This is a genomic window from Aquimarina rhabdastrellae (assembly GCA_947387485.1).
Lineage (GTDB): Bacteria > Bacteroidota > Bacteroidia > Flavobacteriales > Flavobacteriaceae > Aquimarina.
Genome location: CANDNT010000001.1, coordinates 406,304 through 428,341 on the forward strand (window position 1 = coordinate 406,304; position 22,038 = coordinate 428,341).

Below are 22,038 nucleotides of genomic sequence, written 5' to 3' on the forward strand. Positions count from 1 at the left end.
CTAAATAACATGACAAATAACATGTAAAAATCCTAGCTGTTTTGTATTTTTATAGTAAAATTAAACACTATGAAAAAGTTTAAAGAGCAATGGCAAATTACTTCTAATTGGCAACTCATTTTTCCTATACTGGGGATACTCTCATTACTCTTGTCAGGTTATTTATTAAGCGCTCCGATTTTAAAACTTTTTCATTTTGAAAATACTACTCCTTTAATCATTCTTGTTTCTTTAATACTAGCATATGCCTTTTTATTAATTACATTGTGGCTCTTTAAAAAACTTGAGAATAAATGGCAAGTAACTTACAGATGGGAACTCATTGCGATCTTTATTGTTTTTGCTATTACTGGATCTACTGCTGCTAGACTTTCTGATCCAATTATGAATTTTGTACATATGGAAAAAGCCACTACAAATGGCTTTCTCTATTGGTTTTTAAGAATTGTAATCGTACTTCCTGTATATCAGATTGTATTATTAATAGTTGGATGGTTATTTGGTCAATTCAATTTTTTCTGGGCTTTTGAGAAACGTATGTTAAGTAGAATGGGATTTGCTCGTTTTTTTAAAGATTCTTAAGCTATAGCTTTTTAAAATATAGATTTCTAACACGTCCATTAGTGATTTGTAATCCCTTAACCTTATTTTTCTTACTTCTTATTATTTCGATAGTATTCACAGGCCATTCCCCAATTAAAATATCTTTATGAAGTTGTTTTAATTTAATTTTTCCATGTCGTATATGATAGCAATATATACCTGAATTTTCTTTGGCAATTGTATAACTGTTTTCTACCTCATCACTATAATATCTTCCTGTATAATCAATTACATTTTCTTTATCTGTTTGCGTTATACTTTCATGATAAACAAACTCAATTAAAGGTTCATTAGGTAACGCTACAATCATGTTATACACTTCGTTTATAAGTTTAAATCGAACAATTACTTTCTCCTTTACTCCCATCATTTTAAAACTATCATTAGAAATGGGTAATAGTGAGCTTTCATTATTCTTATTTCTTCCATATATTAAAGTGTCATTTTTTATATAAATTTTACGACCATATTTCTCTTTAGGATTCCAATAAATCCCTTCAAACTTATTTAAGTCATTATATGTTAATTTGATATTTTCTTTTATTTCTTTTGCTGAAGTTTTATTTTTCTTCACAGTAGTTTTTGTTTCTCCTAAGACTAACTTTGATATCACATTCGTTTTAGAAACAATATCGCTTTTTGTAAAATTGGTTAGTATTACGATACTCAACTCTTCTTCTGGATATGCTCTAACAATAGCTCTAAATCCTCCTATAGCTCCTCCATGCTGAATCATTGTTCTTCCTAAGTGCTCTTCTTTAAGCATACCTAACGTATAATTACTCCCTGTTCCATCATTAAGTTTTGTTGCTTTTAAAAGTGTTTTAAATCTAGTACTCCAAGGCTTTTCTGAGGTATTAAAACCAGCTAACCATTTTAATAAATCTCCAGTCGTGCTATACAAATTTCCCGAACCCACATAACCCCAATACGGAATTACAGTTTTAAAGGCTTCTTCACCCTCATAAGACGTGGCTTTATTATAAACTATATTAGCATATTGATCTTCTACATAAGTTTGTTCCATTCCTAATGGATCTAATACTTGATCTTTTATCCAAAGTTTAAATTTTGTTCCTGTAATATTCTCTATTATGGTAGTCAAAAGCATATAGCCAGTATTGCTGTATAAAAACTCACTTCCAGGTTTAAAATTGAGTGTCTTTTGTTTATAGAGAATAGTGTTGAGATCTTTATTAGCTATTGCATCTTCTCTTCTCCACCCAGCAAGTGCCAATAATCCATGTACATCTCTTAAACCACTTGTGTGATAAAGTAAATGATGTATTCTTATGGTATCTTTAAAATCAGGGAATTCTGGAATGTATTTTTGAACAGGGTCATCAAAAGATAATTTACCTTGTTCTTGCAATAATACAATTCCCATAGCAGTAACTTGCTTTGCTATAGAACCTGTATTAAAAATTGTTGTTGTAGTATTAGGAATTTTGTATTCTAAATTAGCTAGCCCATAAGCCTTAGAATACATAAGTTTTCCGCTCTCCATTATTGCGATTGTTCCTCCTGGGTGATTAGGAACATTCCACTCTTTAAATAAATTATTAATTGTATTTACTTGTTTGGTATCAAGTTGTCCAAACATCGAAATGGTGAAAAGGAATACACTAAGTAAGCTATATTTTATCATCGTATTATTTTTACGACAAATGTCTACTTAGTCTTAAAAAGTACATCAAAATCAACCCGCCAATCTTCTGTCAAGTTTATGTCATTTTTATATTAAACTAAAATTCAGTCTAATATGCAATCTATTTTTTTGACTAAGCGCTATAGCATTTCTTAAAACCATAAAGACATTAAACACGATTAATGTTCCTATAATTTGTAATCCATATTCATTACCAATAGTATTAAACATCATACTTGCAAAAAACATAATAACAAAAAATACCGTCCATAAAATCTGGATAGATATTAATTGCTTTGTTAAAGGATTAAACTGTTTTTTAAAAAACATTATACTTAGAGGGATGACAATATTAAACGGTGGAAAAAGAATCCCTAATAAGGTAGTTGTATTAACCAATTTTACAATTGAATATTCAATTTCTTGATTTTTTTGTGCTTCCTTCTTCTCAAAGAACTCTTCTTCTTTTATATCCAAAGCTTCAAGCAAAGCTATTAACGTATGCCCTTTAGGTATTGTTCCAGATTCAATTCGTTGAATGGTTCTTATGGAAATACCTGATTTATTAGCTAGTTCTTGCTGAGTTAAATGCAATTTTTGCCTATAGTAAGCTAGTTTTGACATTGGTATCTATAAGTTATCTATCGTATTGAAAGTTTATTCTATATCTATGATTTTCTTATCCTTTTCTTGCTGAAAAACATAGGTATACAACCACATAATTGTAAAGGAAGGTATGATATCTAAGCCCGGAATAGCTTCTTCTATTAAAGTAAATACACCTGCTGCTTTACCTACATTTCCCTTATACAATCTAGTCATAAGAAATCCTGCTATAGGAGCCCAAACGATATCGGTTAATTCACCTATACCTGGGATCAAATACGATAGCATACCTATACCATCAAATAATATACTTAATCCCAGTTTTTGATATTTTTTTTTACTCATTAATGTTGTTTTATTTTTTTGTATTTGTTAGATAATTTACAATAAATAAAACAAATAGTATTCCAAAATTTGTTATGACAAATCAGATGTAATTAATCTAAGGAATTCTGTACGTGTTTCAATCTTCTCAAATTGACCTCTAAAACCTGAAGTTGTCGTTACCGAGTTTTGCTTTTGTACACCTCTCATCATCATACACATATGAGATGCTTCTATCACAACAGCTACTCCTTTAGGCTTTAATGTCGAGTTAATACACTCTAGAATATCATGAGTCAATCGTTCTTGTACCTGCAATCTTCTTGCAAAAACATCTACTATTCTAGGCAGTTTACTCAATCCTACTATATGTCCGTTAGGAATATATGCGATATGGGCTTTCCCAAAAAAAGGTAACATATGATGTTCACATAAAGAATATAACTCAATATCTTTTACAATAACCATATCGTCATAATCTTCTTTAAACATAGCACCTTTTAAAATCTCCGCTGGATCCATATCATATCCCTGAGTAAGAAATTGCATTGCCTTTGCTGCTCTCTCTGGTGTCTTTACAATTCCTTCTCTAGCAGTATCTTCTCCTAGATCATCTATAATTGATTTGAATTTATTTTTAATTGCATCGGTTACATCGATACTATATTCATCAAAATGCTTATAAGCCATTAGATAGGTTTAGTTTTTAAGTTGTTCTGCAAAAATAGTGCGTAATTTATTCAATTTTGGATTAATTACAAATTGACAATACCCTTGTTCTGCATTTTGATTGTAATATTCTTGATGATAATCTTCTGCTACATAAAAAGGTCCTAATGGCGTCACTTCTGTCACTATTGGGTTTTCATATATTTTTGCTGCAGTAAATTCCTCTATAACCTGATGTGCAATATCTTTTTGTTCATCATTTGTATAAAAAATGGCACTTCTATAATGAGTTCCTTTATCTGCACCTTGTTGGTTAAGTGTTGTAGGATCATGAGTTGTAAAAAATATTGCCAATAATTCTTTATAACTAATAATAGTAGGATCAAATGTAATCTTAATTGATTCTGCATGTCCTGTACGTTGAGTTGTAACCTCTCTATAGGCTGGATTCTTAATATTTCCACCTGTATATCCTGATACAACTTCTTCAACTCCTTTTACTCTTTGAAAAACAGCTTCTGTACACCAGAAGCAACCTCCCGCCACAACGGCTATCTCTTTTTTAGCATCCATAATTATGTTAAAATTATCATATTTTTATCAGATAAGCCCTATTTGACACTTATAAGCCATCTGTTTTTAACTTTTAATTAATATCATGATATAAATCACAATCCTAGTTTTGTAAGTGAAAACAAAATTAAAAGTAACCGTGTCACATTTTAAACTCCTAAAGCAATTAACCTATTGCATTGCTATTCTTAGCCCTTTACTCGTTACTGCTCAATCTAAAAAAGAAATCAGAGCAGAACGTATTGAAACACCCCCAAAAATTGATGGTAAATTAGACGATACTATTTGGCAAACTTTACCCGCCTATGGTGATTTTTTTATGTGGCGTCCTGGTAATGATCAAGAAGTTCCTTCTACACATCAAACCGAAGTAAAACTAGCCTATGATGACAAAGCTATCTATGTAGCTGCATATCTTTATGATGATAAACCACTTGAAATGGCTAGGCAGTTCACCCAAAGGGATAATATATTTGCGCAAACAGATTTCTTTTCTATCTCTATAAATACGTATAACGATGGTGTTAATGAAACTCGTTTTTTTGTTACTAGCGCTGGTACTATTGGTGATGCTAGAGCAGATCAATTTAACGAAGACTTTAATTATAATGTGGTTTTTGATGCCAAAGTTTCTACAGATGATAAGGGATGGTATGCAGAATTTAGAATTCCGTATAACGCTTTACGTTTTCCTGAAGTCGAAGAACAAAACTGGGGAATCAATTTCTTCAGACGAGTTTTAAAACTTAATCAAACCTATTCATGGAATTTTATTGATCGTTCTGTAGGTCAAATGACACAATATAACGGTCAAGTTACTAATCTTAAAAATATAAACCCTCCTATTCGACTTACCTTTTTCCCCTATGCTCAAGGACTTGCTACTCATGAAGAAGGCGAAACAGATACCGAATTCAGTGCAGGTCTAGATGTAAAATATGGTTTAAGTGATAGTTTTACATTAGATGCTACATTAATTCCAGATTTTGGACAAACTGCTTTTGATGAAGTTCGTCTTAATTTAGGCCCTTTTGAACAAACTTTTGGTGAAAACCGTCAATTCTTTACAGAAGGAACAGAACTTTTTAATAAGGGGAGATTATTTTTCTCTAGACGTATTGGTAATTCACCAACTCAACGTGCAAATGATGATGATTTAGTTGAAAATGAAGAAATCATTGATAATCCTGATAAGGTTAATTTACTTAATGCTTTAAAAATTTCAGGTAGAACTAATGGTAATTTAGGAATTGGTTTTTTTAATGCTATTACAGAACAAACCGAAGCGACCATAAGAGATACTATTACAGGAACTGAAAGAAAAATCGTTACTGAACCATTAGCAAATTATAACATTTTTGTTGTAGATCAACAATTTAATAAAAACTCTTCTGTATCTGTTATTAACACCAATGTTACTAGAGAAGGTAATTTTAGAGATGCAAATGCTACAGCTCTAGTTTGGAACTTAGCCAATAAAGCTAATTCTTTTCGTTTTTCTGGTCGTACTATTATGAGTCATGTTAATACTGTTGATGATAATAGTAATGGTTTTGCTTCAGAAATAGATTTTGATCGTATTAAAGGAAACTTTAGATATGGTTTTGGTCATGATTTATCCAATAAGACCTATAATATTAATGATTTAGGTGTGAACTTTAGAAATAACTTTAATAATTTCAGAATTAGTGGCTCTTACCAAATTTTTGAACCTACAAAATGGTTTAACACCTATAGAATTGGTCTTACTTTAAGGCATCGTAGATTGTATTCTCCTAGTGTACAAACCGATAATTCTATTCGTTTAGAATCATTCTTTATGACTCCTAGTCGTTTTTCATTTGGTTTAAATACACAATATAATGCAGATAGTGATAACTATTTTGAACCTAGAGTAGCTGGTAGGTTTGTAACATATAGTAGTAATTATGGTGGTAATGTTTTTGTGTCTTCAGACTATAGAAGAAAATTTGCCTATGATGCTAGAATAGGTTATAGAACTTGGTTTGACGATCCACAAGAGAATTATTTTGTTCGTCTTTCTCCACGTTATCGCTTCTCTGATAATTTCTTATTGATTTGGAATACTGAATTTTCACAACGAAAACGCAATTTTGGATATATAGATAATGATGATACCGATGTTTTCTTAGGTCAACGTGATGTTACCACTGTAGAAAATTCTCTTAATGCTAATTATAACTTTGATCCTTATAAAGCCATCAATTTACGTTTTAGAAATTTCTGGAGTACCGCAGATTATACAGATAACGTTTTCTTTGTACTTAATGACGATGGTACAAGAAGTCCGATTAATTATGATACCACAGATAATGATCCTAACCGTAATTTTAATATTTGGAATCTGGATTTAAGTTTTAGTTGGAGGTTTGCCCCTGGTAGTACTGCCACATTATTGTATCGCAATCAAATCTTTAATGAAGATGAGCTATCTACTGCCGATTATCAAGAAAGTTTGGATACTTTATTTGATCAATCTATACGCCATAGTTTATCGTTAAGAGTTGTTTATTTCTTTGATATTAATACCATATAATTTATAGTTTTGATCACACTACTTGGGCGTTAATAATTTATTAATTATTTTCACTGCCTTTAAGTTAGTCATTATGATAAAAGCACAGCAAATCCATAAAAGTTACGGAGATTTACACGTTTTAAAAGGTGTTGACCTACACATAAAAAAAGGTGAAATCGTTTCTATTGTTGGAGCTTCTGGTGCTGGTAAGACTACTTTATTGCAAATCCTAGGTACACTTGATCTTATAGATGAGTCTAGTGATAGTATGTTATCAATTAATGATACTACTATCACTACACTTAATCAAAAACAATTGGCTAAGTTTAGAAATGAAGAACTTGGTTTTATTTTTCAATTTCATCAACTACTACCCGAGTTTACTGCATTAGAAAATGTTTGTCTTCCTGCTTTTATAAAAAAGACCTCTAAAAATGCTGCAGAAAAAAGAGCAAAAGAATTATTGGACTTTCTTGGGCTTTCTCATAGGTATCACCATAAACCTAATGCATTATCTGGTGGAGAGCAGCAACGTGTTGCTGTTGCTAGGGCTTTAATTAATAATCCTAAGGTTATTTTTGCAGACGAACCTTCTGGTAATTTAGATAGTGAGGCTGCTAGTAATTTACATAAACTCTTTTTTGATTTAAGAGACCAATTTGGTCAGACTTTTGTCATTGTTACTCATAATAATGAATTAGCTAATATGGCCGACCGAAAACTAGTCATGGTTGATGGTACAATAATCTCTTAAGTTTATTCTCATGGCAAAAAAATTGACAAAGAAGGAACTTAAAATCTTTCTCGATGAAAAAGCTCTGTTATACGAATCTCCTAATTTTATAGAGACAGATCCTATACAAATTCCACATCTCTTTACTCATAAACAAGACATTGAAATTGCTGGTTTTTTAACTGCAACTATCGCTTGGGGAAACAGAAAGAGTATTCTTAAAAATGCACATAAGTTAATGGATCTAATGGGGCAAACACCTCATGATTTTGTTATGGAGCATACGCCAGAACAATTAGATGAATTACAAAGTTTTGTTCATCGCACATTTAATGGTATTGATCTCTCCTATTTTATTACTGCATTACGATATCTTTATACGTTACACACAGATTTAGAGTCTTTTTTTACCCCTTATGCAAGCGAAGCTTTTTTACAAAATGCTATTCATGATTTTAAACAAGCGTTCTTTTCTTTACCTCATCCTGATCGCACAACAAAACATATAAGTGATCCTCATAAAAACTCAGCTGCAAAACGCATTAATATGTTCTTTAGATGGATGATTAGAGATGCAAATGCAGGTGTTGATTTAGGGATTTGGAAAACGCTTTCTCCCGCACAATTATCATGTCCGCTTGACGTACATTCTGGTAATGTTGCTCGTAAGTTAGGCATTTTAAAACGTAAACAAAACGATGCCAAAGCTTTACTCGAATTAGATACTCAGTTACGTAAATTTGATGCATCTGATCCTGTTAAATATGATTTTGCCTTATTTGGATTGGGTGTTTTTGAAAAATTTTAATCCATTTTACGGAAAACCGTAAAATCATATAGGTATTCCTTAATATTTTTAAGGTAAATAAATACCTCATGATCTACAAAGTAATCCCATTTATTGCTACGCTCCATCAAAAAAGTGGAAATACCAACTATATCGCTCAACAATTAGAAAACTTAATTAATCAATATGCCGATGATGGTTGGAGTTATGACCGTATCGAACATATTACATTACAAATAAAAGAACAAAAAGGTTTTTTAGGCATTAATCATACTACTACTCAAACCCAGACCAAACAAATGGTCGTTTTTAAGAAATAATGATTTTTATATACGATCAAATTATTCTAATACTCTTGTTAATCAAACTTTACTGTGCTACGTTTAGTTCAAGAGAGGATATCTACCTGGTAAGTGCTATCTTGATGATCGTGATATGATAGCTTTATTTCTAAAAAAAGAGAGGTCTTTATAACCTCTCTTTTAAATACTTTTTATCAGGATAAAATTACCTTCGTGAATAACAAATATCGATTTTTAAATGTGATTTTTTACTCAAACACTTATTTATTGCCATATACAGCAATTAATTCTCATTTAGCTTTTTTTATTATTTAGGTCTATTCTTTTTTGCATCGCCCAAAAAAGAATCAAAAAAGTCTAGGCTTACGAAACCATAGCTAAATTTATTATTCGGAAGCTAAACTTAAGACAAACTCGCTATCGCTCAAACAGTCCAAAGTTTTCTACGCTTCTCTCATTGCAAATTTTACGCTATACTTCCGATAGGCCCATCTGTAAATGTTGAAGAATGAATAACAATTTTTAAATGCAGATTTGTTTATTCAAAACTCATCATTTATTACTCTTCATATATAAAAAACAATAGTTTCTCTTGATCTTATACACTGCATTCTTAAAAGTAAACTAAACTGTTTGTTCTTGATTTTTTTTAGTAAATAAGTACATCCATATTAATCTAGAGTATTGATAATTAATCGAGCTCAATAGAATTGCAGATAGTATCAGGATTCCTATAAGATATGGTATACTGCTAACAAAAAATTGTACTATCAAAAAGATTCCAATTGATTCTGCAACAGTTAATCCATAACTCACATACATAGCGCCAATAAAATACCCTGGTTCTCTTTCAAAAGAATGTCCACAATTTTTACATTTACTATGCATCTTGGGAGTCTGAAGTTTAAATATATTTCCTCCTTTAATAAATACTTTTTCTTTTTCACAATTTGGACATTTTCCACTCAACAGGCTCAACAATCTAGAAATCATATCTTATTATTTTGGTGCAAATTTACGTCAATAACGTACCTTTTCTATTGAATTAAGCAAGCAATCATTTGGAGAAATCAAACATTTTAATATCTTACACATTCCTAATCTAATAATCAATGAATACATTTCCTATACTCAATATCAATCAGTTTAAAGGATTTACTAATAGTGCTCATTTTTATGCAAATGATTTTAAAAGTCATTATCTAAAAAATCAAAAAAAAATATGTGTTCCTCATAAACATGACTTTTTCTTAACAGTGATTTTTACACAAGGATCTGGTATACACGAAATTGACTTTAACCGCTATGAGATTAAACCCGGAACTGTTTTTATGCTTAAACCTGGTCAAATGCACAATTGGGAATTATCTGAGGACATTGATGGTTATATTTTTTTTCATACACAATCATTTTATGATCTAACTTATACACAACGCAGTGTAACCAACTATCCTTTTTACTATTCTTCTCAAAATGCACCATTGATTCATTTTTCATCTGAAGTTTTTGAAGGCATTATTCCTTTCTTTAAATGTATACTTAATGAATATCGTACAGATCAACTATTAAAGCAGAATAAAATCTGTAGTTTAATTGATTTGATTTACATCGAAATATCTAGACACTATTTACAACAGGAACAAAATCAAACTTCGACATCTAGTCATTATGCACTAAAAGTACAAGAGTTAGAGCTATTAATAGATACTCATTTTATCCAAGAAAAATCACCTCATCAATATGCAGAATGGATGCATATGAGCACCAATCACCTTAACCGAATTACTAAAGCTGTTCTTAATAAAACTACTACTGAGTTAATTACCGATAGGGTTATTCTTGAAGCCAAACGCTTATTAATTCACTCTAAAGAATCCTTTGCTATCATCGCCTCAAAATTAGGATATGATGATTATGCTTATTTTTCTAGAATTTTTAAAAATAAGTGTAATGAAACTCCTTCTCAGTTTTTACGTAAATATCAATAGCTTATTTTACCTAATACTATTTATGCCTTTCTTCTAATACTTTAATAACATCATTAAAACGATATCCTTTTGCTTGTAATAAAATCAAATAATGAAATAGTAAATCTGCACTTTCATTTAAAAATAATTCTTCATTATCATCTTTAGCCTCAATAACAACTTCTACAGCCTCTTCTCCTACTTTTTGAGCTATTTTATTTATTCCTTTATTAAAAAGAGAAGCTACATAACTAGTCGTCTCTTCTTTATTTTCAAATTGTGCTTTTCTATCTGCTATAACTGTTTCAAGTTGAGAAACAAATCCATATTCCTTTGTATTCTGTTTTCCCCAACAGGTATCTGTTCCTGTATGACATGTAGGTCCTACTGGATTTACTTTGATTAGTAAGGTATCTTGATCACAATCATTTTCTATTGTCACCAAGTTCAAATAATTACCACTTTCTTCTCCTTTGGTCCATAATCGCTGCTTACTGCGACTATAGAATGTTACTTTTTTAGTCGCTAGTGTTTTCTCATATGCCTCAAGATTCATATATCCCAACATTAATACATTTAAGGTTCGTGCATCTTGAATAATAGCGGGTACTAATCCATCACTATTTTTATTAAAGTCAATGTTCATTTGTTTTCTTTTTAAACTAATCGCATTGCGATTCCTTGTTTTTGCAATTCATTTTTTAAAACTGGTATTTCAATCTCTTTAAAGTGAAATACGCTGGCCGCTAGTGCGGCATCGGCGTTACCTTCTTTGAAGGTATCGGCGAAATGTGTAATGTTTCCTGCTCCTCCAGAGGCTATGATTGGTATATTTACTGTTCTGGTTAATTGTGCTAAAGCTTTGTTTGCAAAACCATTCTTGGTTCCATCATGATCCATTGATGTAAATAAAATTTCGCCTGCACCTCTTTCTTCAACCTCTTTTGCCCAATCAAATAAATCCAAATCGGTAGCTACTTTACCTCCTACTAGATGAACTTTCCATTGACCATCAATTTGTTTTGCATCTATAGCTACTGTAATACATTGACTCCCGAACTTTGCTACCAATTCATTTATTAGTACTGGTCTTTTTACTGCAGAGGAGTTAATAGATACCTTATCTGCACCATTTTGCAGTAATATCGCTACATCTTCTATAGAAGAAATACCTCCTCCTACCGTAAATGGTATATTTACTTTTTCTGCAACTCTCAATACCAAATCGGCTAACGTCTTTCTTCGCTCTTCGGTTGCTGATATATCTAAAAAAACTAATTCGTCTGCTCCTGTCTTTGCATATAATGCTGCCAATTCTACAGGATCTCCAGCATCTCTTAGCGCAACAAAGTTGACTCCTTTAACTGTTCTTCCGTTTTTGATATCTAGGCAAGGGATTATTCGTTTTGTAATCATCTTTTAATTGATTTCTAGGATAAATTGCTCTAATTGTTTTAATGAAATACGGTTTTCATAAATTGCCTTTCCTATAATAACTCCTTCACATCCTATTTCTGCTAAACGAGGTAATTCATCAAAACTTGAAATTCCGCCCGAAGCGATTAACTTTAGGTCTGCTATACTTGCTAAAATTCTTTTATATAAATCAAAAGCTGGTCCTTGTAACATACCATCCTTACTTATATCTGTACAAATCACGTATGCAATTCCTTTTGTTTTGTATTCTTGTATAAATGGGATTAATTCATGATCAGACGCTTCTTGCCAACCATTTATCGCAATTTTTTCTTTATCAGCATCTGCTCCCAGAATAATCTTTGCTGCTCCGTATTTATGAATCCAACTTTGAAATACTTCTGGATTTTTAACTGCTATGCTTCCTCCTGTAATTTGTTTTGCTCCACTTTCAAAAGCTATATAGAGATCTTCATCTGTTTTTAATCCTCCTCCAAAATCTATACTCAAATTAGTTTTGGTAGCTATCTGCTCTAGTATTTTATAATTGACTATATGACTCGATTTTGCTCCATCTAAATCAACCAAGTGTAGGTTTTCTATACCGTGTGCTTCAAATGCTTTGGCTACTTCTAGAGGGTTTTCGTTATATACTTTTTTAGTATTGTAATCTCCTTTAGAAAGACGTACACATTTTCCGTCGATAATATCTATTGCTGGTATTATTCTCATGTTTTGTAATCTTTGTGACTAAACTGAATATTGTTTTAATCTATTTAAAGTGATAAAAAATTATTTAGAATTTGAGCTCCTACAGTACTACTTTTCTCTGGATGAAATTGAGTTCCATAAAAATTATCTTTTTGTAGTGCTGTAGAATATTCTAATTCATAATAACTTCTTGCTACAGTGGTTTCATGTATAGGTGCATAATAACTGTGTACTAAATAAACATATTCTTGTTCTTTAATATCTTTAAACAATACTGAGTCTAACTTTTCTATCGTATTCCATCCAATTTGAGGTACTTTAACTGTATTTGTAAATCGTTTTACAGATACATCAAATATTCCTAATCCATCGGTATCACCTTCGGCTGTATAATTACACATTAATTGCATACCTAGACAAATCCCTAATACCGGTTGTTTAAGCTCTGGTACTATTTTATGTAATCCTGTTGCTTTTAGTTTTTGCATAGCACTACTAGCTTCGCCTACTCCTGGAAATATAACTTTATCTGCTGCTTTTATTACTTCTGGATCATTACTAAGCTCTGCTGTAAATCCTAATCGTTTGATTGCAAATTTTATACTTTGGATATTCCCAGCTCCATAATCTATAATAACTATTTTCATTATAAAACTCCTTTGGTTGATGGTAAGATCATTTTATCAGTATCTCGTTTTACAGCAGCTTTGATAGCTTTGGCGAAAGCCTTAAAAATAGCTTCTATCTTATGGTGTTCATTTATACCTTCTGCCTTGATATTTAAATTAGCTTTAGCCCCATCTGTAAAGGATTTAAAGAAGTGGTAAAACATTTCTGTAGGCATTTTTCCTATCATCTCTCTTTTAAAATCTGCATCCCATACCAACCAGTTTCTTCCTCCAAAATCTATAGCTACTTGTGCTAAACAATCATCCATTGGTAAACAAAATCCATAACGCTCTATGCCTAATTTATTACCTAAAGCATTTGCAAATACTTCACCCAGAGCGATTGCAGTATCTTCTATGGTATGGTGTTCATCTACTTCTAGATCTCCTTTTACGATAATATCAAGATCCATTTGTCCGTGTCTTGCAATTTGATCTAGCATATGATCAAAAAAAGCAATTCCTGTTTCTATCTTACTTTTACCTACACCATCTAAGTTTAATCGTATATAGATATCTGTCTCGTTTGTAGTTCTTACTGTTTCTGCTACTCTATCATTTAATTTTAAGTACTCATATATTTTTTGCCAATCGTTACTTTCTAACCCTATATAATCATCTAATGCAGCTCTCGTTGTTGTAATCTCATTTGTTCCTAGATTGGTATTATCATTTATAAAAACACCTTTGGCGCCTAGATTTTTTGCCAATTCTATATCGGTTAATCGATCTCCTATCACAAAAGATTTTGATAAGTCATAAGCCTCAGAAAAATACTCGGTAAGTAAGCCTGTTCCAGGTTTTCTAGTATTTGCATTTTGATGTGGATAAGTGCGATCAATAAAAACTTTGTCAAAAACTACGCCTTCATTTTCAAATGATTTCATGATAAAATTATGTACTGGCCAAAAAGTATCTTCTGGAAATCCTGCCGTTCCTAAACCGTCTTGATTAGTAATCATAACCAATTCATAATCTAATTCTTTGGCTATTTTTCCTAAATACGTAAATGCTTTAGGATAAAAAATCATTTTTTCGAATGCATCAATTTGCTCATCTGCAGTCTCTTTAATGATTGTTCCATCTCTGTCTATAAATAATACTTTTTTCTTTTTCATAACTAAGCTATTGCTTTTAATGCTTTAATAAGTTTTGTGTTCTCTGTTGTGGTTCCTATAGTTAACCTCAATGTATTTTTACATAAGGGCTGGTTTGTTCTATTTCTTATTACAATTCCTTTTGCTATTAATTCTTGATAACGCTGTGTTGCATTATCTACTTCTATCAAAATAAAATTAGCCTCGGTAGGGTAAATTGTTTTAATATAAGGTATTGTCTCTAACGCTTTTGTTAATACTGTTCTTTCTTCTATAATATTCTTAATTTCTCGCTTTACACTATCGATAGCTTCTAATCGCTGCTTTGCTTTTATCTGCGTTAATTCATTTACATTATAGGGTGGTTTTATTTTTTGTAACACTGCTATAATCTGAGCACTTGCATAACAACATCCTAAACGTATTCCCGCCATTCCGTATGCTTTTGAAAATGTTTGCGTAATCACCAAATTAGGATAGTTTTCTAATTGTGTTATCCAACTTTCTTGTGCTGCAAAATCTATATAAGCTTCGTCTATTACTACTAAACCATTAAATCCTTCTAAAAGTTGTATCACCTGCTCTTTTTTAAAGCTATTTCCTGTAGGATTATTAGGGGAACATAAAAACAGTATTTTACTCTTATTGTCTGCTGTTTCCAGAATTTGAGCTACATCTGGTTGAAATGACCTTGTCAAGAGTACTTTTTTATTTTCTACGGCATTTATAGTTGCTAATACGTTATACATTCCGTAAGTAGGTGGTAATGTGATTATATTATCTTCTTTAGGTTCACAGAAGGCTCTAAATAACAAATCCAAAATTTCGTCACTACCATTTCCTAATAGTATTTGAGCTTTATCAACTCCCTTTTGTTTAGCCAAAAGTTCTTTTAGTTCATTTTGATGTGGATCAGGGTATCTATTAATTTGTGTTTCAAAAGGGTTTTCGTTAGCATCCAGAAAAGTCATTGGACTTCCTGTTGATATATATTCATCTCTAGCCGATGAGTATGGTTGCAATACTTTTACATTTTCTCTTATCAAAGTATCTATATCAAAATTTACAGTTTGCATTGATTTAAGATTTTAAAGCGTTTAAACGTAAGCTCACAGCATTTTTATGCGCTTGAAGTCCTTCTGCTTCCGCCATTAACTCTATCGTTCGTCCTATGTTTTGAATTCCTTCTGAAGTGATTTTTTGAAAAGTCATCGACTTCATAAAACTGTCTAGATTTACTCCACTATATTGTTTTGCATAACCATTGGTAGGTAATGTATGATTTGTACCCGAAGCATAATCTCCAGCACTCTCGGGAGTATAATTTCCTATAAAGACAGAACCTGCATTACGTATATTATTTACATAGTAATCTTCATTTTCTACACATACAATAAAGTGCTCTGGTCCATAGTCATTAATTAACTCCATGGCTTTTTCATCATTCTCTACATAAATCAATTTTGAATTTTGGATAGCCGCTGTTGCTATTTCTTTACGTGGTAATAAAGACAATTGTTTATATACTTCGTCTTCTACTGCATTAATCATATCTTGTGATGTACTCACTAAGATAACCTGACTATCTACACCATGTTCTGCTTGACTCAATAAATCTGAAGCTACAAAAGAAGCCTCTGCACTGTCATCTGCTACCACTAATAACTCACTTGGTCCTGCTGGCATGTCTATCGCTACACCATATTGTGTTGCTACCTGTTTTGCTATAGTTACATATTGATTTCCTGGACCAAAAATCTTATATACTTGCGGTATACTTGCTGTACCAAAAGTCATTGCCGCTATAGCTTGTATTCCGCCTACTTTAAAGATTTTATCGATTCCGCATAAAGCTGCTGTATATAAAATTGCTGGATTGATTTCTCCTTTTTCATTAGGAGGTGTACATAATATAATTTCTTTACATCCTGCTAATTTTGCCGGTATAGCCAACATTAGTATAGTAGAAAATAGCGGAGCTGTTCCTCCTGGTATATACAAACCTACTTTTTCTATCGCTCGTTTTTCTTGCCAACAGGTTACTCCTTGAGTAGTTTCTATAATAACCTTTTCTGTTTGTTGTGCTGCATGAAAAGCTTCTATATTATTTTTTGCTACTTGTATAGCTTCTTTTAATGATGAAGATACAGCTTGGTCTGCTGCTGCTATTTCTTTATCACTAACTAATGGCGTTGCTAATGTTACTTTGTCAAATTGAGTAGTATAAGCTTTGATAGCTTCATCTTTGTCTTTGATTACAGCTTCAAATACAGTTTTAACAATAGTTTCAATGTCTGCAACAGTTTGTGTTGGTCTTTTTAATATTGTTTCCCAGTTTTTCTTTTCCGGATTTATGATCGTCTTCATGAATTCTTTTTTTGCTTATAGTACCATTTTTTCTATCGGACAAACTAATATACCTTCTGCTCCTGCAGCTTTGAGTTCATCTATTACCTCCCAAAATTCATTCTTTTGAATTACGGTATGTATAGAACTCCATCCTTCTTCTGCCAATGGCAATACGGTAGGGCTTCTCATTCCTGGTAAAAGTTTAACTATGGCATCAATTTTATGATTAGGCGCATTTAATAATATATACTTTGATTTACGTGCTTTGAGTACAGATTGAATTCTAAATTCTAACTTCTTTAAAATCTTTGATGCTTCATCACTTATCTGTGGAGAGACCGCCAATACTGCTTCAGAAGTAAGCATTACCTCCACTTCTTTAAGGTTATTTTTAAACAACGTACTTCCGCTAGAAACAATATCACAAATCGCATCTGCTAATCCTATATTAGGAGCTATTTCTACAGAACCTGATATCTGGTGTAATTCTGCAGTTATTCCTTTTTTTTCTAAATACTGGCGTACCGTATTAGGATATGAAGTTGCTATTTTTTTTCCGTTTAAGTCTGTAATAGCGGTATAGGCTACATCTTTTGGAACTGCTAGAGAAACTCTGCATTTTGAAAAATCAAGCCTTTGACTTATACTGATATCTTCTCCTTTCTCTACTAATACGTTTTCTCCTATAATGGCTATATCCACCACTCCATCTCTAAGGTACTGTGGAATATCACCATTGCGTAAAAACATTACTTCAAGCGGAAAATTTCTAGCTAGCGCTTTTAATTGATCTTTTCCATTATCAATAGAAATACCACAATCTTTTAAGATTTTGATAGAATCTTCATTAAGACGTCCAGATTTTTGAATAGCAATTTTAATTTTGGTCATGTCGTTTTTAGTTAAGTTTGAACAGTTCTAAAAACGAAAAAACCCGTTTGAACTGCTCAAACGGGTTTTCTTTATATGATTCATTTACACATACCAGACTTACCTCGCGAGAGCGATGAAGTAAGAATGATGATGATGTAAAAATATGTTTGTCATGTCTTTGTTTGTTGCCACAAATCTATATCATTTTTATCTATTTTTTATGGTGTTTTTATTTTTTTAACGTTAATTTATCATTACTCAAACATATAACCATCTTTATTTTAAATAATTACAAAAAAAATATAAAACATTTTCGTTAACTTTAAAAAACTAATTTTAACAATTGATATATGAAAAACTTTCTACTTGCCTTTTTTGTTTTCTTACTTTGGGCTTTGTTTGGCATGTGGTATCATGCTTGTCATATCAAAGGTCTCTGCGGAAATACTACTACCGAGCAAACAATAGATCTTGAAGCTCAAAAACAAAAAGAAGCGCTTGCCAAAAAAGCTTATGAAGATAGCATTGCTGCCATGCGTTTAAAACGAGGATTACTTGCCAAAAATCCCGAAGGAAATACCATTTTTAATTACCCTTCTAATTTTTGTATTCATGTGCAAGATAGTAGCGTATACATACCAGAAGATTTAATAGATTTTAGCTCAAAAATTGCGTCTTACATGGGAACTCATCAAAATGAAGAGCTCATTATTGAAGGTTTACAAACAGAAAGTGAAAGTAAAAAAACACCATCTTATGGTCAATATAGAGCTCAAATTATAAAAAAATTACTTGTTGACGCTGGTATTAATGGGGATAAAATCATTACTAAAGCAAAAACTGCAACATACACTTATGAGGATGATGGTAAATATCATGGTGGAATTGTATTAAACTTTAATACACTAGATACTAATCGCCTTGCCGAGGTAGAAAAAGGTATTGCAAATAAAACACTCTATTGTGATTTTGGTCAAAGCGAATTTAAACCTGATGCTACCTTAACCAATTATACTTTAGAACTTAAGAATTATTTGATCAAATATCCCAACAAAAAAGTTACTATTATAGGTCATACAGATGATGTTGGTGATCCAGAAGATAATTTGTGGATAGGACAACAACGTGCAAAATACGTTTTAAAATATTTGGCTTCTCAAGGAATTGTTACAGAAAAACTAACTGCTAATTCAAAAGGAGAAACCTCACCTATCCTTCCTAATACGTCTAAGGAAAATAGAGCCAAAAATAGACGAATCGAAATTATTGTAAACTAAATAACCCGCCATACTATGTTTGAAAATATGAACCCTCTTGATAAATCTACTGCTTGGTTTGAAATCTTCCTGTTAATGCTTGGTGCATTTTTAATAGGCTACTTTTTTGCTCGATATTATTTTAAATCAAAATACAAAGGGTTATTAGATTTATGTCATGAGGAAAAAGAAAAATTAAAAAAGATAGGATATACCAAAGCTAATACTACTTTTCATAAAGAAACAAAAGAAGACGATACAACTGCCGAAGAAACCGCTATTAAAGCCGTTAAAACTCGTGAACGTGATGGCTCTTCTACTTCTTCTAATAATCCTCCTCCTGTATTAAATTTTGAGAGTTTTGGTAAAGCAGAAGCTTCAGAAAAGGATGATTTAAAATTAATAAGTGGTATTGGCCCGTTTATTGAAGAAAAACTGAATAGTATAGGTATTTATACCTTTGATCAAATAAGTCGTTTTAATACAGAAGATATACAAACGGTAACAGAGCTTATACAGTTCTTTCCTGGTAGAATTGAAAGAGACGACTGGAAAGGTCAAGCTCATTTACTCAAAAACAGAAAGGAATAGTTATTTCTTTCTCTAGATATTATTACTAAAAAAAGGCGCTCAATGAGCGCCTTTCAATAATATATAACAACTAAATGTATTATGCTTCTTTTTGAGCAACTACATCAAATGATGCTGTAGCAATCACTTCTCTGTGGAAACGAACTGCTGCTTCGTATTGCCCAAGACGTTTAATAGTACCTCCAGGTACGTTAATAAACTTCTTCTCGATTTGGATTCCTTCTTTTCCTAAAGCTTCAGCTAAATCGATGTTTGAAACAGATCCAAATAATTTATCTCCAGCTCCTGCTTTTGCAGCAATTTTAATTTCTAAACTAGCTAATTTAGAAGCTAATGCTTGAGCATCTTCGATCTCTTTCTTTTCTTTGAATGCACGTTGCTTTAAATTCTCTGCTAAAACTTTTTTTGCAGAAGGAGTCGCTAATACAGCAAATCCTTGAGGAATTAAATAGTTACGTCCATAACCGTTTTTCACTTCTACTACATCGTCTGCGAATCCTAGATTCTCAACGTCTCTTTTTAATATAACTTCCATAGTATATATAAACGGTTTTATTATTTTAATAAATCACTTACATAAGGTAATAAAGCCAAGTGACGTGCTCTTTTTACAGCAACACTTACCTTACGTTGGTATTTTAATGAAGTACCTGTTAATCTACGTGGTAATAACTTACCTTGCTCATTGATAAACGACATTAAGAAATCTGGATCTTTGTAATCGATATATTTAATACCTGATTTCTTAAAACGACAATACTTCTTGTTTTTTGTAGTATCAATGTTTAATGGAGTAAGATATCTGATCTCTCCATCTTTTTTACCTTTAGCTTGTTGCTCTATAGATGCCATAGATTACGCTTTTTGTTTGTTTCTGTTTCTTCTTTTCTCTGCCCAAGCGATTGCATGCTTATCTAAACGTACAGTTAAATAACGCATAACACGCTCGTCTCTTCTAAACTCAACTTCTAAAGAGTTGATCGCCTCACCAGGAACGGTGTACTCGAATAAATGATAAAAACCACTTTTCTTGTGTTGGATTGGATAAGCTAATTTTTTTAGTCCCCAATCTTCTTTTGATATCATCTTAGCACCGTTAGAAACAAGAATATCTTCGTATTTCTTTACTGTTTCCTTTATCTGATCTTCAGATAAAACGGGATTTAAGATGAAAACAGTTTCATAATGATTCATATAAAAATCTATTTTAATTTAAATTGAGTGCAAAAGTAATATTATTTTTTATATTTTCAAACTCTATTTCACATTCGATAAACAACAATAATTCTCGACGAAATAAGTTTTTTTTTGTAGAAACCATATATATTAACTAATATTGTATTATTAATATACTTATATGCAAGTGGAACAATTTCAATTAAAATGTGCTGTGGTAGATGATTCTCGTTTACAACGACTGGCTATTGTTAAGCTAATAGATGAACATCCTTCTCTAGAATTAGTTGCCGAATGGAATAATGCAATTGAAACAAAAAATGGCTTATTAGATACAACAGTTGACCTTCTTTTTCTTGACATTGAGATGCCTATCCTTACTGGTTTTGATTTACTTGACGATTTAGAAAATAAACCTCATATTATTTTTGTTACTGGTAAAACTAAATATGCATTTAAAGCTTTTGACTACGATGCTGTAGATTACCTAAGAAAACCTTTAAAAAGAGAACGCTTTAACTCTGCTGTAGAAAAAGCATTAAGTATGTCTCGCCTAAGTATGGGTGGTGGTATGGCAGAAGATGATGATTACATCTTTGTAAAAAGTAATCTCAAAAAACGAAAAGTATTTCTAAATAATTTAAAATATGTCGAAGCTTTAGGTGATTATGTAAAGCTTATCATGGCAGATGGTGATCCTATTGTTGTTTTGGCTACAATGAAATCTTTTGAAGCCGAACTCCCTAGTGATCGTTTTTTAAGAATTCACAAATCTTATATTGTTAATCTAGATAAAGTAGAGCGTTACAATAGCCGCAATATTGAGATCGATGATGAAAAAATACCTTTGAGTCGTCATAAAAAGAATTCTCTTATAGAAGCATTGAGTAACTAAATTTATTCCATTATATTTTTATTAAGGCTATCACATTTGATAGCTTTTTTTTATGCTTACACCTCTCCTATTTTATTATGAATTAAGAGCAATTGTTGTTTTTATTTCTAATTAATATTCTTAAAAGTAAAAGCATTTTAGTCTTTAAAGCTTTTAAACATAAAGCTACATTCATAAATCAGCAACTGTTATTATTCATTCGTTATCCATAAAGATCATTCACATATATCTTTTGAGATTGATTCTTACCTAGAC

General features: G+C 31.6%; 26 protein-coding genes. 9 read left to right on the top strand and 17 right to left on the bottom strand.

Features of this window, described 5'->3' with window-relative positions; all coding sequences use genetic code 11:
- The first annotated feature begins 69 nt into the window (after positions 1 to 69).
- Positions 70 to 582 carry a DUF6787 family protein gene (locus ACYEKI_RS01825; protein ID WP_459209444.1) on the top strand — a complete coding sequence of 171 codons (513 nt, stop codon included), beginning with the start codon at positions 70 to 72 and terminating at the stop codon, positions 580 to 582.
- A gap of 1 nt (position 583) precedes the next feature.
- Here ACYEKI_RS01825 and ACYEKI_RS01830 read toward each other — a convergent pair whose 3' ends face one another.
- The 5 genes from ACYEKI_RS01830 to msrA all read right to left on the bottom strand — a co-directional run bounded on the left by ACYEKI_RS01830 (position 584) and on the right by msrA (position 4,423).
- Positions 584 to 2,251, bottom strand: coding sequence for a serine hydrolase domain-containing protein (locus tag ACYEKI_RS01830; RefSeq protein WP_459209445.1), 1,668 nt, complete (start codon positions 2,249 to 2,251; stop codon positions 584 to 586).
- A gap of 87 nt (positions 2,252 to 2,338) precedes the next feature.
- The gene (locus ACYEKI_RS01835; protein ID WP_459209446.1) at positions 2,339 to 2,875 is read right to left on the bottom strand and encodes a helix-turn-helix domain-containing protein; all 537 of its coding nucleotides are present in this window, start codon (positions 2,873 to 2,875) and stop codon (positions 2,339 to 2,341) included.
- A gap of 33 nt (positions 2,876 to 2,908) precedes the next feature.
- On the bottom strand, positions 2,909 to 3,202 hold the full coding sequence (locus tag ACYEKI_RS01840; protein WP_459209447.1) for a hypothetical protein: 294 nt from the start codon (positions 3,200 to 3,202) through the stop codon (positions 2,909 to 2,911).
- A gap of 72 nt (positions 3,203 to 3,274) precedes the next feature.
- Entirely contained in the window at positions 3,275 to 3,871 is a 597-nt protein-coding gene (folE, locus tag ACYEKI_RS01845) for a GTP cyclohydrolase I FolE (RefSeq protein WP_459209448.1), read from the bottom strand.
- A 9-nt stretch (positions 3,872 to 3,880) separates the two neighbouring features.
- Positions 3,881 to 4,423, bottom strand: coding sequence for a peptide-methionine (S)-S-oxide reductase MsrA (gene msrA / locus ACYEKI_RS01850; protein ID WP_459209449.1), 543 nt, complete (start codon positions 4,421 to 4,423; stop codon positions 3,881 to 3,883).
- 115 nt (positions 4,424 to 4,538) lie between these two features.
- Here msrA and ACYEKI_RS01855 point away from each other — a divergent pair, with 115 nt between their 5' ends.
- The 4 genes from ACYEKI_RS01855 (at position 4,539) to ACYEKI_RS01870 (ending at position 8,802) form a co-directional block, all read left to right on the top strand.
- Positions 4,539 to 6,980: a DUF5916 domain-containing protein gene (locus tag ACYEKI_RS01855; RefSeq protein ID WP_459209450.1), complete on the top strand. Its 2,442-nt coding sequence runs from the start codon at positions 4,539 to 4,541 to the stop codon at positions 6,978 to 6,980.
- A 73-nt stretch (positions 6,981 to 7,053) separates the two neighbouring features.
- Positions 7,054 to 7,716, top strand: coding sequence for an ABC transporter ATP-binding protein (locus ACYEKI_RS01860; protein WP_459209451.1), 663 nt, complete (start codon positions 7,054 to 7,056; stop codon positions 7,714 to 7,716).
- Positions 7,717 to 7,738: 22 nt separating this feature from the next.
- Positions 7,739 to 8,503, top strand: a complete 765-nt coding sequence (locus ACYEKI_RS01865; RefSeq protein WP_459209982.1) for a TIGR02757 family protein — start codon at positions 7,739 to 7,741, stop codon at positions 8,501 to 8,503.
- 68 nt (positions 8,504 to 8,571) lie between these two features.
- The gene (locus ACYEKI_RS01870; RefSeq protein ID WP_459209452.1) at positions 8,572 to 8,802 is read left to right on the top strand and encodes a hypothetical protein; all 231 of its coding nucleotides are present in this window, start codon (positions 8,572 to 8,574) and stop codon (positions 8,800 to 8,802) included.
- A gap of 606 nt (positions 8,803 to 9,408) precedes the next feature.
- On the opposite strand, the gene ACYEKI_RS01875 is transcribed toward ACYEKI_RS01870, so the two are convergent.
- Positions 9,409 to 9,777: a DUF983 domain-containing protein gene (locus ACYEKI_RS01875; RefSeq protein ID WP_459209453.1), complete on the bottom strand. Its 369-nt coding sequence runs from the start codon at positions 9,775 to 9,777 to the stop codon at positions 9,409 to 9,411.
- Between the two features lie 119 nt (positions 9,778 to 9,896).
- Between ACYEKI_RS01875 and ACYEKI_RS01880 the strand changes: the two genes are divergently transcribed.
- A complete protein-coding gene (locus tag ACYEKI_RS01880; protein ID WP_459209454.1) occupies positions 9,897 to 10,772 on the top strand; it encodes a helix-turn-helix domain-containing protein in 876 nt (291 codons plus the stop codon).
- A 16-nt stretch (positions 10,773 to 10,788) separates the two neighbouring features.
- Here the strand turns inward: ACYEKI_RS01880 and hisIE are convergent, their stop codons facing one another.
- Genes hisIE through hisG form a run of 8 tightly spaced genes read right to left on the bottom strand, consistent with a single transcriptional unit; the run spans position 10,789 to position 17,883 of the window.
- Positions 10,789 to 11,397 carry a bifunctional phosphoribosyl-AMP cyclohydrolase/phosphoribosyl-ATP diphosphatase HisIE gene (hisIE, locus tag ACYEKI_RS01885; protein ID WP_459209455.1) on the bottom strand — a complete coding sequence of 203 codons (609 nt, stop codon included), beginning with the start codon at positions 11,395 to 11,397 and terminating at the stop codon, positions 10,789 to 10,791.
- A gap of 11 nt (positions 11,398 to 11,408) precedes the next feature.
- On the bottom strand, positions 11,409 to 12,167 hold the full coding sequence (gene hisF / locus ACYEKI_RS01890; RefSeq protein WP_459209456.1) for an imidazole glycerol phosphate synthase subunit HisF: 759 nt from the start codon (positions 12,165 to 12,167) through the stop codon (positions 11,409 to 11,411).
- A 3-nt stretch (positions 12,168 to 12,170) separates the two neighbouring features.
- Positions 12,171 to 12,899: a 1-(5-phosphoribosyl)-5-[(5-phosphoribosylamino)methylideneamino]imidazole-4-carboxamide isomerase gene (gene hisA / locus ACYEKI_RS01895; protein ID WP_459209457.1), complete on the bottom strand. Its 729-nt coding sequence runs from the start codon at positions 12,897 to 12,899 to the stop codon at positions 12,171 to 12,173.
- A gap of 44 nt (positions 12,900 to 12,943) precedes the next feature.
- Entirely contained in the window at positions 12,944 to 13,525 is a 582-nt protein-coding gene (hisH, locus tag ACYEKI_RS01900) for an imidazole glycerol phosphate synthase subunit HisH (protein ID WP_459209458.1), read from the bottom strand.
- Positions 13,525 to 14,664, bottom strand: a complete 1,140-nt coding sequence (gene hisB / locus ACYEKI_RS01905) for a bifunctional histidinol-phosphatase/imidazoleglycerol-phosphate dehydratase HisB (protein ID WP_459209459.1) — start codon at positions 14,662 to 14,664, stop codon at positions 13,525 to 13,527. Before hisB ends, hisH begins: the two co-directional genes overlap by 1 nt.
- A 2-nt stretch (positions 14,665 to 14,666) precedes the next feature.
- Positions 14,667 to 15,719: a histidinol-phosphate transaminase gene (gene hisC / locus ACYEKI_RS01910; RefSeq protein ID WP_459209460.1), complete on the bottom strand. Its 1,053-nt coding sequence runs from the start codon at positions 15,717 to 15,719 to the stop codon at positions 14,667 to 14,669.
- Between the two features lie 4 nt (positions 15,720 to 15,723).
- Positions 15,724 to 17,010, bottom strand: a complete 1,287-nt coding sequence (hisD, locus tag ACYEKI_RS01915; protein WP_459209461.1) for a histidinol dehydrogenase — start codon at positions 17,008 to 17,010, stop codon at positions 15,724 to 15,726.
- Between the two features lie 15 nt (positions 17,011 to 17,025).
- Positions 17,026 to 17,883 (bottom strand): ATP phosphoribosyltransferase, encoded by an 858-nt coding sequence (hisG, locus tag ACYEKI_RS01920; RefSeq protein ID WP_459209462.1) that lies wholly within the window; start codon positions 17,881 to 17,883, stop codon positions 17,026 to 17,028.
- A gap of 332 nt (positions 17,884 to 18,215) precedes the next feature.
- On the opposite strand from hisG, the gene ACYEKI_RS01925 reads away from it, so the two are divergent.
- Together ACYEKI_RS01925 and ACYEKI_RS01930 are read left to right on the top strand one after the other, a co-directional pair.
- Positions 18,216 to 19,142: an OmpA family protein gene (locus ACYEKI_RS01925; protein ID WP_459209463.1), complete on the top strand. Its 927-nt coding sequence runs from the start codon at positions 18,216 to 18,218 to the stop codon at positions 19,140 to 19,142.
- 15 nt (positions 19,143 to 19,157) lie between these two features.
- Positions 19,158 to 19,712 (top strand): hypothetical protein, encoded by a 555-nt coding sequence (locus ACYEKI_RS01930; protein ID WP_459209464.1) that lies wholly within the window; start codon positions 19,158 to 19,160, stop codon positions 19,710 to 19,712.
- Between the two features lie 79 nt (positions 19,713 to 19,791).
- On the opposite strand, the gene rplI is transcribed toward ACYEKI_RS01930, so the two are convergent.
- The 3 genes from rplI to rpsF are packed head-to-tail and all read right to left on the bottom strand — an operon-like array spanning position 19,792 to position 20,906.
- Entirely contained in the window at positions 19,792 to 20,247 is a 456-nt protein-coding gene (rplI, locus tag ACYEKI_RS01935) for a 50S ribosomal protein L9 (RefSeq protein ID WP_459209465.1), read from the bottom strand.
- A gap of 20 nt (positions 20,248 to 20,267) precedes the next feature.
- On the bottom strand, positions 20,268 to 20,564 hold the full coding sequence (gene rpsR / locus ACYEKI_RS01940) for a 30S ribosomal protein S18 (RefSeq protein WP_459209466.1): 297 nt from the start codon (positions 20,562 to 20,564) through the stop codon (positions 20,268 to 20,270).
- A 3-nt stretch (positions 20,565 to 20,567) separates the two neighbouring features.
- The gene (rpsF, locus tag ACYEKI_RS01945) at positions 20,568 to 20,906 is read right to left on the bottom strand and encodes a 30S ribosomal protein S6 (RefSeq protein WP_459209467.1); all 339 of its coding nucleotides are present in this window, start codon (positions 20,904 to 20,906) and stop codon (positions 20,568 to 20,570) included.
- Positions 20,907 to 21,069: 163 nt separating this feature from the next.
- Between rpsF and ACYEKI_RS01950 the strand changes: the two genes are divergently transcribed.
- A complete protein-coding gene (locus tag ACYEKI_RS01950) occupies positions 21,070 to 21,783 on the top strand; it encodes a LytR/AlgR family response regulator transcription factor (RefSeq protein ID WP_459209468.1) in 714 nt (237 codons plus the stop codon).
- Positions 21,784 to 22,038 lie beyond the last annotated feature (255 nt).

Coding starts and splice junctions, on each gene's coding strand:
- ACYEKI_RS01825 (WP_459209444.1), top strand. CDS start 70: ATGAAAAAGTTTAAAGAGCAATGGCAAATTACTTCTAATTGGCAACTC.
- ACYEKI_RS01830 (WP_459209445.1), bottom strand. CDS start 2,251: ATGATAAAATATAGCTTACTTAGTGTATTCCTTTTCACCATTTCGATG.
- ACYEKI_RS01835 (WP_459209446.1), bottom strand. CDS start 2,875: ATGTCAAAACTAGCTTACTATAGGCAAAAATTGCATTTAACTCAGCAA.
- ACYEKI_RS01840 (WP_459209447.1), bottom strand. CDS start 3,202: ATGAGTAAAAAAAAATATCAAAAACTGGGATTAAGTATATTATTTGAT.
- folE (WP_459209448.1), bottom strand. CDS start 3,871: ATGGCTTATAAGCATTTTGATGAATATAGTATCGATGTAACCGATGCA.
- msrA (WP_459209449.1), bottom strand. CDS start 4,423: ATGGATGCTAAAAAAGAGATAGCCGTTGTGGCGGGAGGTTGCTTCTGG.
- ACYEKI_RS01860 (WP_459209451.1), top strand. CDS start 7,054: ATGATAAAAGCACAGCAAATCCATAAAAGTTACGGAGATTTACACGTT.
- ACYEKI_RS01870 (WP_459209452.1), top strand. CDS start 8,572: ATGATCTACAAAGTAATCCCATTTATTGCTACGCTCCATCAAAAAAGT.
- ACYEKI_RS01875 (WP_459209453.1), bottom strand. CDS start 9,777: ATGATTTCTAGATTGTTGAGCCTGTTGAGTGGAAAATGTCCAAATTGT.
- ACYEKI_RS01880 (WP_459209454.1), top strand. CDS start 9,897: ATGAATACATTTCCTATACTCAATATCAATCAGTTTAAAGGATTTACT.
- hisIE (WP_459209455.1), bottom strand. CDS start 11,397: ATGAACATTGACTTTAATAAAAATAGTGATGGATTAGTACCCGCTATT.
- hisF (WP_459209456.1), bottom strand. CDS start 12,167: ATGATTACAAAACGAATAATCCCTTGCCTAGATATCAAAAACGGAAGA.
- hisA (WP_459209457.1), bottom strand. CDS start 12,899: ATGAGAATAATACCAGCAATAGATATTATCGACGGAAAATGTGTACGT.
- hisH (WP_459209458.1), bottom strand. CDS start 13,525: ATGAAAATAGTTATTATAGATTATGGAGCTGGGAATATCCAAAGTATA.
- hisB (WP_459209459.1), bottom strand. CDS start 14,664: ATGAAAAAGAAAAAAGTATTATTTATAGACAGAGATGGAACAATCATT.
- hisC (WP_459209460.1), bottom strand. CDS start 15,719: ATGCAAACTGTAAATTTTGATATAGATACTTTGATAAGAGAAAATGTA.
- hisD (WP_459209461.1), bottom strand. CDS start 17,010: ATGAAGACGATCATAAATCCGGAAAAGAAAAACTGGGAAACAATATTA.
- hisG (WP_459209462.1), bottom strand. CDS start 17,883: ATGACCAAAATTAAAATTGCTATTCAAAAATCTGGACGTCTTAATGAA.
- ACYEKI_RS01925 (WP_459209463.1), top strand. CDS start 18,216: ATGAAAAACTTTCTACTTGCCTTTTTTGTTTTCTTACTTTGGGCTTTG.
- ACYEKI_RS01930 (WP_459209464.1), top strand. CDS start 19,158: ATGTTTGAAAATATGAACCCTCTTGATAAATCTACTGCTTGGTTTGAA.
- rplI (WP_459209465.1), bottom strand. CDS start 20,247: ATGGAAGTTATATTAAAAAGAGACGTTGAGAATCTAGGATTCGCAGAC.
- rpsR (WP_459209466.1), bottom strand. CDS start 20,564: ATGGCATCTATAGAGCAACAAGCTAAAGGTAAAAAAGATGGAGAGATC.
- rpsF (WP_459209467.1), bottom strand. CDS start 20,906: ATGAATCATTATGAAACTGTTTTCATCTTAAATCCCGTTTTATCTGAA.
- ACYEKI_RS01950 (WP_459209468.1), top strand. CDS start 21,070: ATGCAAGTGGAACAATTTCAATTAAAATGTGCTGTGGTAGATGATTCT.